Origin of the sequence: Lentzea sp. NPDC051213 (assembly GCF_044455585.1) — a bacterium.
Lineage (GTDB): Bacteria > Actinomycetota > Actinomycetes > Mycobacteriales > Pseudonocardiaceae > Lentzea.
The window spans coordinates 464,345-477,674 of record NZ_JBITEX010000003.1 but is presented as its reverse complement, the minus strand read 5'-3'; the positions used below and the strand labels follow the sequence as shown (position 1 = coordinate 477,674).

The window sequence follows — 13,330 nt, the reverse complement described above, 5'->3', positions numbered from 1 at the left end:
GAACTCTGTGAAACCTATTCGCGTTGCCCTGCTGGGTTGCGGCACGGTTGGCACGGAGGTCGTCCGGCTGCTGACGGACCAGGCCGAGGACCTCACCCAGCGCATCGGCGCGCCGGTTGAGCTCGTGGGCATCGCCGTGCGCAGGCCGAACAAGCACCGCGAAGTACCCGAGCACCTGCTCACCACGGACGCCGCCGCGCTGGTCGCGTCGGATGAGGTGGACGTGATCGTCGAGGTCATCGGTGGCATCGACCCGACGCGCGGGCTGTTGCTGGACGCGTTGAAGGCGGGCAAGTCCGTCGTCACCGCGAACAAGGCGCTGCTCGCCGAGCACGGGTCAGATCTGTTCGAGGCCGCTGACTCGTCCGGTGCCGACCTCTACTTCGAAGCAGCCGTCGCCGGTGCGATCCCGTTGCTGCGCCCGTTGCGGGAATCCCTTGCGGGAGACCGGATCACGCGCGTCATGGGCATCGTGAACGGCACGACGAACTTCATCCTGTCCGCGATGGACGCCACGGGCGCCGGCTACGCCGAGACGCTCGAGGAGGCCTCGCGGCTCGGTTACGCCGAGGCCGACCCGACGGCGGACGTCGACGGGTTCGACGCCGCGTCGAAGGCCGCGATCCTTGCGTCCCTTGCGTTCCACACGCGGGTGACGGCCGCGGACGTGTACCGCGAGGGCATCCGTCAGGTCAGCGCGGCCGACATCGCGGCGGCCAAGGGCCTCGGCCGCACGGTGAAGCTGCTCGCGATCTGCGAGCGCGTCGTGTCGCCGTCCGGTCAGGAATCAGTCGCCGTTCGAGTTCACCCGGCCATGATCCCCAGGACGCATCCGCTGGCGAGCGTGCACGGTGCGTTCAACGCGGTGTTCGTCGAGGCTGACGCGGCAGGGGAGATGATGTTCTACGGGCAGGGTGCCGGTGGCGCCCCGACGGCGAGCGCGGTCGTCGGCGACCTGGTCGCCGTGGCGCGCAACAAGGTCGCGAGCGGACGTGGTCCGCGCGAGTCGGCCTACGCCGCGCTTCCCGCGCAGCCCATGGGGAACACGCCCACCCGCTACCACATCAGCCTCGACGTGGCGGACAAGCCAGGTGTCCTCTCGCAGGTCGCCGCGGTCTTCGCCGAGCACGACGTGAGCATCGCCGCGGTGCGCCAGGAAGGCCGCATCGAGGACGCCAGCCTGGTGATCGTCACGCACGCGGCGACCGACGCCGCACTGCGGTCCACTGTGGACAAGATCGGCGGTCTCCCCGTGGTGCGGGAGGTCGTGAGCGTGATGCGGGTGGAGGGCGAAGAGTGAGCGCTGTCAGAGCAGGCTGGCCCGGTCTCATCAACGCTTACCGGGACCGCATCGAGATCCCAGAGGGCGCGGAGGTCGTGACGCTGCACGAGGGCGGCACGCCTTTGGTGCACGCTCGGAGGCTTTCCGCGGCCACCGGTTCGGACGTGTGGGTGAAGGTCGAGGGCGCGAACCCGACCGGTTCGTTCAAGGACCGCGGCATGACCGTGGCGATGACGTACGCCCTCGCCTCCGGCCTGAAGGCCGTGATCTGCGCCTCCACCGGCAACACGTCGGCGTCCGCCGCGGCCTACGCGGCCAAGGCGGGTCTGACGGCGGCCGTGCTCGTGCCCAGCGGCAAGATCGCGATGGGCAAGCTCGCGCAGGCCGTCATGCACGGCGCGAAGATCCTGCAGATCGACGGCAACTTCGACGACTGCCTCGAGCTGGCGTCGAAGACCGCGGCCGAGTACCCGGTGACGCTGGTGAACTCGGTGAACCCGGTGCGGCTGGTCGGCCAGCAGACCGCCGCGTGGGAGGTCGCCGACGTGCTCGGGCAGGCACCGGACGTGCACTGCCTGCCGGTCGGCAACGCGGGCAACATCACCGCGTACTGGAAGGGCTACACGTCCTACGACCGCGGTCTGCCTCGCATGTTCGGCTTCCAGGCCGCGGGCGCGGCACCGCTGGTCAGCGGCCAGCCGGTGGCGAACCCGGAGACCATCGCGACCGCGATCCGGATCGGCAGCCCTGCCTCGTGGACGGGTGCGATCAACGCCCGTGACGAGTCCGGTGGCCTGATCGACGCCGTCACCGACGACCAGATCCTGGCCGCGTACCGGCTGCTCGCGTCCAGCGAGGGCATCTTCGTCGAGCCGGCGTCGGCCGCGTCCATCGCCGGTCTGCTGATGACCGCCGAGGACGGGCGCCTGCCTCGCGGATCCACGGTTGTGTGCACCGTCACGGGTCACGGTCTGAAGGACCCCGACACCGCGTTGCTCGGCACCACCGAGGTCGAGCCGGTTCCGGTCGACCCCGGCGCCGTGGCACACGCGCTGGAGCTCGCGTGAAGTTCGTCGTTTCGGTCCCCGCGTCGACCGCGAACCTCGGTTCGGGGTTCGACGCGCTGGGCATGGCGCTCGGCCTGTACGACGAGATCGAGGTGGAGGCCGCGGACGGCCTCTCGATCTCGGTGGAGGGCGCCGGATCGGGTGAGGTCCCGCTCGACGAGAGCCATCTCGTCGTGCGGGCCGTCCGTGCCGCCGGATACACCGGTGGGCTCGCCCTGAAGTGCCGCAACGTCATTCCGCACGCACGCGGACTGGGCTCGTCGGCGGCGGCGATCGTGGCGGGTGTCGCAGCCGGATTCACCCTGATGGGTCGCGAGTTGGACACGGACGCGTTGCAAATCGCTGCCGAGTTCGAGGGCCACGCGGACAACGCGGCGGCGTCTTTGTACGGCGGAGTTGTTGTTGCGTGGTCTGAAGGAGAGCGGTACCGCGCGGTCCGGCTGGAGCCGGACGCACGGGTGCGGCCGGTCGTGCTCATTCCGGCCCAGGAGTCCTCCACCAAGACCACGCGCGGCCTGCTTCCGGCCGAGGTGCCGCACGGGGACGCCGCGCACGCCGCGGGCCGGGCTGCCCTTGCGGTGCACGCGCTGACCTCGGATCCGGCCGTTCTCCTTGCCGCTACTGAGGATCGCCTCCACCAGAACTACCGCGAGCCGGCCTGGCCCGACACCGTTCGAGTGATCAACGATCTTCGCAAGCTCGGTGTTCCCGCCTGCGTGTCCGGAGCGGGACCCACAGTGATCGCCTTCGGCGACCTGCCGCCCGAGGTCGACGTGCACGGCTTCGACGTGCGGAGACTCGACGTCGACACCGCCGGCGTGCGCGTTCGTCCATTGGACTGACACGCCCGACCCCGGTTGTTGCATGCCGGGAGACCGGCGTCTACCCTCGGGGGCGATCAGTCACCGCGCGCACGGGCGCCGGTGTCGCGCTCGGACACTCGTTCCGAGTCGCAATCCTTTTGTGTTCCGGCTCTGTGCCGTGCGGGCGGGGCGGACGCAAAAGAGGCACCCGATCGCCGTGTGACCTGAGAAAAGTCCCGTGCTTGCCGGAAGCGGTGTGTGCTTCCGTCTGCATCGGACTTGACCGTCGTTCCCCAGTTGAAGTGGGAAGACGGGTCCGCTGGGCCACGTAGGAGGCGGGGCCTGGTCAGGAAGGACATGTGTGAGCAACACCGATTTGCTGAGCAGCGATGTCGCAGCTGCTTCTGGTTCTGGAGCCGAGGAGAACGCTCTGTCCACCCCTTCGAACGGCACGACGCCGCGCCGCCGCGCGGGTCTGTCCGGCATGGTGCTCGCTGAGTTGCGCGAGCTCGCCGGCCAAATGGGCATCACCGGAACCGCAGGTCTGCGCAAGGGCGACCTGATCGCGGCCATCAAGGAGAAGCAGGGCTCCGGCGCCCCCGCGAAAGCGGAGAAGCCGGCCAAGGCCTCTGCTCCCGCCAAGCCCGCGGCTGAGAAGGTCGCGGAGAAGGTGGTCGAAAAGGCCGCCGAAAAGCCTGTTCAGCAGCAGCTCGAGGTAGCCGAGAAGCCTGCCGCCGCGCCTGCCGAGTCCGGCTCTGACGAGTCCGGCCGCTCCGATGACGGTGGACGCCGCGGCAATCGCCGTCGTCGTTCCGGTCGCGGTGGCGGCAACGCCGATGGCGGTGAGGGTCAGCAGGAGCAGCGCTCCGAGCGCCCTGACCGCGGCTCTGACCGGGGCGAGCGCCAGGAGCGTTCCGACCGCGGTGAGCGTCAGGACCGTGGCGAGCGTGCTGAGCGCCAGGACCGTGGCGAGCGTCAGGACCGCGGTGAGCGCCAGGACCGTGGCGAGCGTCAGGACCGTGGTGACCGCGGCGACCGCGGCGACCGTGGTGATCGGGGTGACCGCAACGAGCGCGGTGGCCGCGACCGCAACCGCGACCGCCAGGGCGGTGGCCAGCAGCAGGACGACGACGGCGATGGCCGTCGTGGCCGCTTCCGCGACCGCCGCCGCCGCGGTGGCCGTGCCGAGGGTGGCGAGCGTCCGGACCGCGAGACCGAGGTCCGCGACGACGACGTCCTGCTCCCGGTCGCGGGCATCCTGGACGTGCTGGAGAACTACGCGTTCGTCCGCACCTCGGGCTACCTGGCCGGCTCGAACGACGTCTACGTCTCGCTGTCGCTGGTCCGCAAGTACGGCCTGCGCCGCGGCGACGCCCTGACCGGCGCCGTCCGCCAGCCGCGTGACGGCGAGCAGCAGCGCCAGAAGTTCAACCCGCTGGTCCGCGTCGACAAGATCAACGGCCTGGACCCGGAAGAGGCGCGCAACCGCCCGGACTTCACCAAGCTGACGCCGCTCTACCCGAACGAGCGTCTGCGCCTGGAGACCGAGCCGCACATCCTCACCACCCGTGTCATCGACCTGGTGATGCCGATCGGCAAGGGCCAGCGCGCCCTGGTCGTGTCGCCTCCGAAGGCCGGCAAGACCTCGGTGCTGCAGTCGATCGCGAACGCGATCACGACGAACAACCCCGAGTGCCACCTGATGGTCGTCCTGGTGGACGAGCGTCCGGAAGAGGTCACCGACATGCAGCGTTCGGTGAAGGGTGAGGTCATCGCCTCGACCTTCGACCGGCCGCCGTCGGACCACACGACCATCTCCGAGCTCGCCATCGAGCGGGCGAAGCGCCTGGTCGAGATGGGCCACGACGTGGTTGTGCTTTTGGACTCGATCACTCGACTCGGGCGTGCGTACAACCTGGCGGCTCCGGCTTCCGGTCGCATCCTGTCCGGTGGTGTCGACTCGACTGCCCTTTACCCGCCGAAGCGGTTCCTCGGTGCGGCCCGCAACATCGAGGGTGGCGGGTCGTTGACCGTCATCGCGACTGCTCTCGTTGAGACCGGGTCCGCTGGTGACTCGGTGATCTTCGAAGAGTTCAAGGGCACGGGTAACGCTGAGCTGAAGCTTGACCGGAAGATCGCGGACAAGCGGACGTTCCCGGCTGTCGACGTCGACTCGTCGGGTACTCGTAAGGAAGAGCTGCTGCTCTCTCCGGATGAGATGGCTGTTACGCACAAGCTGCGTCGGGTGCTGCACGCGTTGGATGGGCAGCAGGCTATTGATCTGCTGTTGGATCGGCTGCGGAAGTCTCGTACCAACATCGAGTTCCTGATGCAGGTGGCGAAGACGACGCCGGGCGCCGAGCAGGACTGACCGCCCGCGTAAGTTTCACGTGAAAAGACCCCCGGTGCAGCTCACCGGGGGTCTTTTCGCATCCGTTCACTCGAACGCCACCGCCCGCTCCGCTGGTCCCGTTTGGCGCGAAAAGCACGTTCGGGCCGCTAGATGGCCCGAACGTGCTTTTCCCGCCAAACAGCCAACTGGGCTCAGCGGCAGTCGGCCGTCGACTGGCTCTCGTCGTTCTGCACCAGGCACTGGAACACCAGGCCCAGCAGCACCGGCAGGCCCACCACGGTCGTGGCCAGCGCGGGTACCTCCACCGCGCCCACCAGCACCCCTAGCGTCAGCACCGCGGCCAGGTAGGGCCACCGCAGCCAGTGGCGCTGCCACGCGCGCCGCCACCGCACACCGCCGGACACAGCCGCCGCGACTGCCACCCCCGCTCCGGACACGACCGGGGACAGCGGCACGGTGGTCCAGGATGCCGTGATCAGCCCTGCCGACCCCATCAGGCCGAACACGGCGGCGGAGAACAGGAACGGCACAGCCAGCCAGAGGCGCTGGTTCATAGGCCGTTCGGCGGTGCAGAACACGGCACACAGTGTGAGGGACGGTGTCCAACAACACGGAGCCGTATGTGGCCGAACGGGCTCACCTTGCGCCGAACGGCCTATCACAGAGGTTGAGCGGTTGTGACTTCAGCCACGCCGGAGCTGCGGGAACAACCGCGTTTTTGCACGTGTTGAACGGTCTGGCAAACTAAATGGTCGAGTCCGGCTCCGGTTCACCCGTCACGACAGGGACCCGGCGGCCATCCTTGAAAGGGACAAGATCTTGAAGACTGGAATCCACCCGGAGTACGTGACGACTGAGGTCACGTGCGGCTGCGGCAACACCTTCACCACCCGGAGCACCAAGACCTCCGGCTCCGTGCACGTCGAGGTCTGCTCGAACTGCCACCCGTTCTACACGGGCAAGCAGAAGATCCTGGACACCGGTGGCCGCGTCGCGCGCTTCGAGGCGCGTTACGGCAAGCGCAACAAGTAGCTGCGTTAACGGCGCCTGACCTCGGCAGACTTGCCGGGGGCAGGCGCCGTTGCCGTTTCCTGAGGACCACCCGCCCAGAGGAGCCCCGAAGTGTCGCAGTCGCTGGACAGCCTGCTCGCCGAGTACGACGAGCTCGAGAAGAAGCTCGCCGACCCTTCCGTGCACGCTGACCAGGCAGGGGCCCGCAAACTCGGCAAGCGCTACGCGCAGCTGGGGCCGATCGTGAAGGCCGCTCGCGAGATCGAGGGGGCCAGGAGCGACCTCGAGGCCGCCAAGGAGCTCGCCAGCGAGGACCAGGCGTTCGCCGACGAGGCCAAGGAGCTCGAGGAGCGCATCCCGCACCTGGAGGAGAAGCTCACCGAGCTGCTGCTGCCGCGCGACCCGCACGACGGGGACGACGTGCTGCTGGAGATCAAGTCCGGTGAGGGCGGCGAGGAGTCTGCGCTGTTCGCCGGGGATCTGCTGCGCATGTACACGCGGTATGCCGAGCGGCAGGGCTGGAAGGTCGAGATGCTCGACGGCACCGACTCCGACCTGGGGGGCTTCAAGGACGTCACGGTCGCCATCAAGGCCAAGAACACCACGCCCGACGGGGTGTGGAGCCGGCTGAAGTGGGAGGGCGGCGTGCACCGCGTGCAGCGCGTGCCCGTCACGGAGTCGCAGGGCCGCATCCACACGTCGGCCGCCGGCGTGCTCGTGTTCCCCGAGGCCGAGGAGGTCGAGGCGGTCGAGATCGACGAGAAGGACCTGCGCATCGACGTCTACCGCTCGAGTGGCAAGGGTGGACAGTCGGTCAACACCACCGACTCCGCGGTTCGCATCACGCACCTTCCGACCGGCATCGTCACCTCCTGCCAGAACGAGCGCAGCCAGCTGCAGAACAAGGCGCGCGCCATGCAGGTCCTGCAGAGCCGCCTGGTGGCTCTCGCCGAGGAGCAGAAGGCGCAGGAGGCGAGCGACGCCCGCCGCACCCAGATCCGCACCGTTGACCGCAGTGAACGGGTGAGGACCTACAACTTCCCCGAATCGCGAATTTCCGATCACCGGGTTGGGTACAAAGCGCATAACCTGGACCAGGTGCTCGACGGCGACCTGGACGCGGTGGTGGACGCGCTGGCCGCCGCCGATCGAGCGGAGCGGCTCGCAGGCGGGTGACGTCGTGAGAGGGGCGCGTTGTGGCCGAGATCCTGGTGAATCCGCAGTCTGCGCCCCTCGACGAGCCGGTCGACATACTCGTCGTCGGCCTGAAACCCGGCTATCTGACCACGGTCCAGCTCTCCACGGGTGACCGTGCTTCTCATGGCGTCTTTGCCGCTGACGACCGTGGTGTTGTCGATCTGACCAGGCACGCACCGCTGGAGGGCAGCTACCGCGGTGTCGACCCCATGGGGCTGTTCTGGTCGTTGGAACGCGTCGGCGGCAAGCCCGGTCCCATGGTGCTGTCCGTCGACGGCGTGGGTGATCGCGTTCTCGAACGGCTCACCGTGCCCGAGGGCGTCGAGCGCCTGGAGGTCAGGGAGAACGGCCTCGTGGGCACGCTCTTCGCCCCTGAGGACGACGGAGGCGAGCTGCCGGGCGTCATCGTGCTCGGTGGCTCCGAGGGCGGCCTGCACGAGACGGACGCGGCGCTGCTGGCCGCGCACGGGTTCGTCACGTTGGCGCTCGGCTACTTCGGCATGAAGGGTCTGCCGAAACACCTCGTCGACATCCCGCTCGAGTACTTCGGGACCGCGATCGACTACCTCGCGGAGCGTGCGGGCGAGATCGGCGTGATCGGTGGCTCTCGCGGTGGTGAGCTGGCGTTGCTCGTCGGCTCGACGTTCCCGCAGGTCCGGGCCGTGGTGAGCGTGGTCGGCAGCGGGGTGGTGACCCAGGCGATCGGGCCGGGCGCGAACCTGCTGCAGAAGCTCTCGTACGAGGCGGCGTCGTGGACGCTCAAGGGCGAGCCGCTGCCGTACCTGCCGTACTACGTGGGCGCGGAGCTGCGCACCAAGATCGTCAACGACGAACCGGTGCCGTTGCGGCTCGCGTTCGACACCTCTGACGGCATCCCCGAGGACACCGAGATCCGGGTCGAGAACATCGTCGGGGGTGTGTTGCTCATCTCGTCCGGGCACGACGACGGGTGGCCGTCGGTCGAGCTGAGCGAGGTCGCGATGCGGCGGCTGAAGGACCACGAGCACCCGTTCCCGTACGAGCACGTCGTGTATCCCGAGGCAGGACACCTGATCGCGGGCCCGCCGCACCGGCCGGCCACCGACGTGACCTATCCGGGGCCCGGTGTCACCTTCTCGGGTGGTGGTGTTCCGCACGCCACCGCGCACGCTCAGGCGAACGCTTGGAAAAGGACGGTTGAGTTCTTGCAGGAGCAGCTCGGGACCTAGGGTGTGTGCTTATGAGCGCACACTTTGATGTCGTCGTCGTGGGTGCGGGTCCCGGTGGCTACGTCGCCGCGATCCGGGCGGCTCAGCTCGGGCTGAAGACCGCCGTCGTCGAGGAGAAGTACTGGGGCGGCGTTTGTCTGAACGTCGGCTGCATCCCGTCGAAGGCGCTGTTGCGCAACGCCGAACTCGCGCACATCTTCACGCACGAGCAGAAGACGTTCGGCATCAACGTCGAGGGCACCGTCAGCTTCGACTACGGCGCCGCGTGGCAACGCAGCCGCAAGGTCGCGGACGGGCGCGTCAAGGGCGTGCACTTCCTCATGAAGAAGAACGGCATCACCGAGTACAACGGGTGGGCCAACTTCACCGACGACCACACGCTGACGGTCGGGGACGAGACCATCACGTTCGGCCACGCGATCATCGCCGTGGGCGCGACGACCCGGATGCTGCCGAACACGCAGAAGTCCGACCGGGTGGTGACGTACGAAGAGCAGATCATGACCGAGGAGCTGCCCGAGTCGATCATCGTCGCCGGCGCGGGCGCGATCGGTGTCGAGTTCGCGTACGTGCTGCACAACTACGGCGTGAAGGTCACCATCGTCGAGTTCCTCGACCGGATGGTGCCGCTCGAGGACGCCGACGTGTCCACCGAGCTGCTCAAGCGCTACAAGAAGCTCGGCATCGACGTCCGCGTCGGCACCCGCGTCGACTCGATCGACGAGTCCGGCCCCAAGGTGCGCGTGTCGGTGTCGAAGAACGGCGCCACCGAGGTGCTGGAAGCCGACAAGGTGTTGCAGGCCATCGGTTTCGTGCCGCGTGTCGAGGGCTACGGCCTCGAGAACACCGGCGTGAAGCTCACCGAGCGCGGCGCGATCGACATCGACAGCCGCTGCCGCACGTCCGTGCCGCACATCTTCGCGATCGGTGACGTGACGGCGAAGCTGATGCTCGCGCACGCCGCCGAGTCCATGGGCATCATCGCCTCCGAGACCATCGCCGGTGCCGAGACGATGGAGCTCGACTACGTGATGATCCCGCGGGCGACGTTCTGCCAGCCGCAGATCGCGTCGTTCGGCTACACCGAGGCGCAGGCCCGCGAGAAGGGCTTCGACGTCCAGGTCGCGAAGTTCCCGTTCACCGCGAACGGCAAGGCCCACGGCCTCGGCGACTTCGGCGGTTTCGTGAAGCTCATCAGCGACGGCAAGCACGGCGAACTGCTCGGCGGCCACATCATCGGCCCCGAGGCGACCGAGCTGCTGCCCGAGCTCACGCTGGCCCAGCAGTGGGATCTCACCGTCCACGAGGTCGCGCGCAACGTCCACGCGCACCCGACGCTCAGCGAAGCGGTCAAGGAAGCCGTGCACGGCCTGGCCGGGCACATGATCAACTTCTGAGGTAGCTTTCCCCTTCTCATGATGAACCGGCAGCCGCTCCGTCTCGCCATCTCCGAGGCGGCCAAGATCCTCGCCGACGCGGGCGTCGACAGCCCGCGCGTCGACGCGGAGTACCTGGCCGCGCACGTCCTCGGCGTGGAACGGGGGCGGCTGCCGCTCATCCCGCTGGTCGATCCGTCCGTGATCGACCAGCTGCACAAGCTCGTCCGGACGCGGGCGTCCCGGATTCCGCTGCAGCACATCCTCGGGTGGGCGCAGATGGGTCCCATCTCGGTCGAGGTCGGACCGGGGGTGTTCGTGCCGCGGCCGGAGACCGAACTGCTGATGGAGTGGGGCCTGAAGGCCCTGGTCGGCGTCGCTTCTCCGGTCGTCGTGGACCTCTGCACGGGAACGGGCGCGCTGGCGTTGTCCATCGCCGCGGCCAGGCCGGACGCGCTGGTACACGCGGTGGAGCTGGACCCGCAAGCGCTTGCGTGGACGCGCCGCAACGCCGAGGCGCGAATCGCGGCGGGGGACACGCCGATCCGGCTGCACTCCGGTGACGCCACTTCGCCTTCGTTGCTGTCCGACCTGGACGGCTCCGTCGACCTCGTGGTGTGCAATCCGCCTTACGTGCCAGAGGGAACTCCCGTGCAGCCCGAGGTCGGGGTGCACGACCCGCACCAGGCGGTGTTCTCCGGCGCCGACGGGCTGGACGTGATCCGGCACGTCGTCTCGGCGGCCGCGCGGTGGCTCAAGCCCGGCGGGTGGGTCGGGATCGAGCACGACGACACGCAGGGCGAGTCCGTGCCGGCGTTGCTGGCGGCGCGCCGGGTCCTGGCCGACGTCGCGGATCACGCCGATCTCGCGGGCCGGCCGAGGTTCGCGACGGCCCGCAAGGTCTAGCCGCTTCAGCCCAGGCGCTTCAGCGCAGGCGCTTCAGCCCAGGCGCTTCAGAACAGGGCGTCGAAGGCCTTCGCGAGTTCCTTCATCTGCTCGCCGAGGCCGCGGTCGGCCAGCTTGTCCATCAGGTGCGCCGTGACATCCTTGCTGGGCTGGGGTTTGCGCGCCTCGATGCGCAGGTCGTCGACGGCCTCGATGGTCGCCGTCGGCGCCTTGGCCTCGTTCAGGTCCTCACGCAGCTCGTCGAGCAGCCGCAGCACCGCGGCGACGTCCTTGATGTGTCCGATGTGGACGTCTCCGGCTCTGGCGCGTCCACTGGTGCCGAGGTTGCTGCCGATGACCGGCCCCTGGATCTCGAAGTTCTGGTCCTTCATCGCTGTTCCTTGCTCGTGCTCGTGTTGCCCGCGCGTGCCTTGCCTGCCGTGGCGATGTTGCTGGAGATCACCGGGCCGGTGATGTGCACGTTGTTGCTCGTGACCTGCAGGGCCTGTTCCATGAACGCGGTGACCGAGATGCCTTTGCTCTCCAGGAACTCGCCCATCGTGCGCAGCAGTCGTGACTCCAGCACCTTGATGTAGCGCTCGACGTCGGTGAGCTGGAAGTAGTTGTCGACCTGGTTCGTGGTCGCGAGCTCACGCAGGCTGGACCTGGCGCCGTACTTCTCCGCGACGAACGTGCCTTCCGCCTGGTAGATCGGGTTCATCCAGCTCACGGCCGTCGCGAACCGCTTCGGCAGGGTGGCGGGGAACCTCAGCAGGTCGACGACCGCCTCGAGGAAGGGCCGCATGGACTGCTCCGGCAGCAGGTCGATCTCGCGGTGCCGCACCTGGATCGGGTGCAGGATGCAGGGCGTCCACTCGGCGTAGAGCATCTCCTCGTCGAGCCCGAACGTGAGGTACGCGGAGACGACGACGTCGCGGTCCCACGTCTCGACCTGGAACGAGCGGAAGTAGCGCATCCACTCCATCGGCCTGACGACCAGATCGTCCACAACGGACTGCCCCACCGCGGCCTCGGGCGAGTGGTCTTTGTTGGGCAACACGATCCGTGTCTCGTCGTCCTCGATGTGGTCGATCAGCTCGACCGAGGACACGACGACCCGGTCGCCCGTCCTGAGCTCCCGCAGCCGGTGACCGGGCGAGAGCGACGGCGACCGGCCGGTCTTGATCAGCTCCGCCGTGATGTGGTCGTACAGCTCCGGCAGCGCGAAACCGGGCCGCTCTCCCTCGATCTTCTTGTCCTCGGCGGGTTTCAGCGGCAGCGCCATGGACCACGGCTCGAACATCGTGCCCGAGCCGACGAACGGCCGATAGCCGTAGTAGACGATCACCTGCGCCTCGTCCGGGCTGTCAGGTTCGTCGTGCTCCACGGGATACAGCGCGAGCGCTTCGGCGTAGTTCGAGTGCCCGAGCCGCCGGAACTTCCACTCGTTGCGCCACAACTCCTCCTCGCCCTCGCTGGTGCGGAAGTGCGCGCGCCGGAAGCTCTTCGTCACGAGCAGCCACGTGATGACCCGATCGGCCAGCAACACCGCGAAGATCAGCACGATCGCGATGATCGCGACCACGAGCCCGGTGTCGTTGCTCTCGGGCTCGTACCGCGCGTAGTACCTGCTGTAGCTGCTGCTCTCGTTGAGCTCGTTGGAGAACTTGTACAGCACGAAGAACAGCGCCAACGCGCTGGCGATCCCGCCGAGCACGAGTGGCCCCCGCCCGTGCGGCGACACGGTCCGCCCCCGCAGGCCGACCCCGAACCGCGCTCCGGCCGCGATCGAGACCACCAAGGCGATCGGTAGCCACGCCGCCATCAACATCCCGCTCGCGGCGAACAGCACCACGACCGCCAGCACCAGCAGCACGCCGTCGCGCACCTTGCGCCGCGACCGCCCGGCCACTGCCTCCCGCAACACCGCGCCGGTGTTCACCCCCGGCGACCGCGGAATCGACCTCGTCGACTCCACCAGGTACTCGCGAATGGCCGCGTCCGCGAACTCCTCGTCGCGGTGAGCGGCTCCGCAGAGGAAACGAGTCGTGTCGTCGCGTAACAGCGGAGAATCGCTTCTCGGCGTCGCCGCAGGAGATGACATTGTCCTGTCCACTTTCTGTCATTGAATCGAGCACTTCGCATCTG

At 68.3% G+C, this 13,330-nt stretch carries 12 protein-coding genes; 9 read left to right on the top strand and 3 right to left on the bottom strand.

Annotated elements, in window-relative coordinates; translation table 11 throughout:
- Positions 1–7 precede the first annotated feature (7 nt).
- From ACIA8G_RS15435 to rho, 4 genes are all read left to right on the top strand, one after another.
- Positions 8–1,300 (top strand): homoserine dehydrogenase, encoded by a 1,293-nt coding sequence (locus ACIA8G_RS15435; RefSeq protein ID WP_396419089.1) that lies wholly within the window; start codon positions 8–10, stop codon positions 1,298–1,300.
- Complete coding sequence (gene thrC / locus ACIA8G_RS15430; RefSeq protein ID WP_396419088.1) at positions 1,297–2,349, top strand: threonine synthase; 1,053 nt, start codon at positions 1,297–1,299, stop codon at positions 2,347–2,349. The genes ACIA8G_RS15435 and thrC overlap by 4 nt, the downstream gene beginning before the upstream one ends.
- Positions 2,346–3,191 (top strand): homoserine kinase, encoded by an 846-nt coding sequence (gene thrB, locus ACIA8G_RS15425; protein ID WP_396419087.1) that lies wholly within the window; start codon positions 2,346–2,348, stop codon positions 3,189–3,191. The genes thrC and thrB overlap by 4 nt, the downstream gene beginning before the upstream one ends.
- Before the next feature lie 322 nt (positions 3,192–3,513).
- On the top strand, positions 3,514–5,523 hold the full coding sequence (gene rho, locus ACIA8G_RS15420; protein ID WP_396419086.1) for a transcription termination factor Rho: 2,010 nt from the start codon (positions 3,514–3,516) through the stop codon (positions 5,521–5,523).
- A gap of 173 nt (positions 5,524–5,696) precedes the next feature.
- Here rho and ACIA8G_RS15415 read toward each other — a convergent pair whose 3' ends face one another.
- Complete coding sequence (locus ACIA8G_RS15415; RefSeq protein ID WP_396419085.1) at positions 5,697–6,083, bottom strand: hypothetical protein; 387 nt, start codon at positions 6,081–6,083, stop codon at positions 5,697–5,699.
- 241 nt (positions 6,084–6,324) lie between these two features.
- Here ACIA8G_RS15415 and rpmE point away from each other — a divergent pair, with 241 nt between their 5' ends.
- The 5 genes from rpmE (at position 6,325) to prmC (ending at position 11,203) form a co-directional block, all read left to right on the top strand.
- A complete protein-coding gene (rpmE, locus tag ACIA8G_RS15410) occupies positions 6,325–6,537 on the top strand; it encodes a 50S ribosomal protein L31 (RefSeq protein ID WP_030472471.1) in 213 nt (70 codons plus the stop codon).
- Positions 6,538–6,627: 90 nt separating this feature from the next.
- Positions 6,628–7,692: a peptide chain release factor 1 gene (gene prfA / locus ACIA8G_RS15405; RefSeq protein ID WP_396419084.1), complete on the top strand. Its 1,065-nt coding sequence runs from the start codon at positions 6,628–6,630 to the stop codon at positions 7,690–7,692.
- A 20-nt stretch (positions 7,693–7,712) separates the two neighbouring features.
- The gene (locus ACIA8G_RS15400) at positions 7,713–8,921 is read left to right on the top strand and encodes an acyl-CoA thioester hydrolase/BAAT C-terminal domain-containing protein (protein ID WP_396419083.1); all 1,209 of its coding nucleotides are present in this window, start codon (positions 7,713–7,715) and stop codon (positions 8,919–8,921) included.
- Between the two features lie 11 nt (positions 8,922–8,932).
- Entirely contained in the window at positions 8,933–10,318 is a 1,386-nt protein-coding gene (gene lpdA / locus ACIA8G_RS15395; RefSeq protein WP_396419082.1) for a dihydrolipoyl dehydrogenase, read from the top strand.
- A 21-nt stretch (positions 10,319–10,339) separates the two neighbouring features.
- A complete protein-coding gene (gene prmC / locus ACIA8G_RS15390; RefSeq protein ID WP_396419667.1) occupies positions 10,340–11,203 on the top strand; it encodes a peptide chain release factor N(5)-glutamine methyltransferase in 864 nt (287 codons plus the stop codon).
- A 47-nt stretch (positions 11,204–11,250) separates the two neighbouring features.
- On the opposite strand, the gene ACIA8G_RS15385 is transcribed toward prmC, so the two are convergent.
- The gene (locus tag ACIA8G_RS15385) at positions 11,251–11,574 is read right to left on the bottom strand and encodes a hypothetical protein (protein ID WP_396419081.1); all 324 of its coding nucleotides are present in this window, start codon (positions 11,572–11,574) and stop codon (positions 11,251–11,253) included.
- A complete protein-coding gene (locus ACIA8G_RS15380; protein WP_396419080.1) occupies positions 11,571–13,286 on the bottom strand; it encodes a hypothetical protein in 1,716 nt (571 codons plus the stop codon). The genes ACIA8G_RS15385 and ACIA8G_RS15380 overlap by 4 nt, the downstream gene beginning before the upstream one ends.
- Positions 13,287–13,330: the final 44 nt, after the last annotated feature.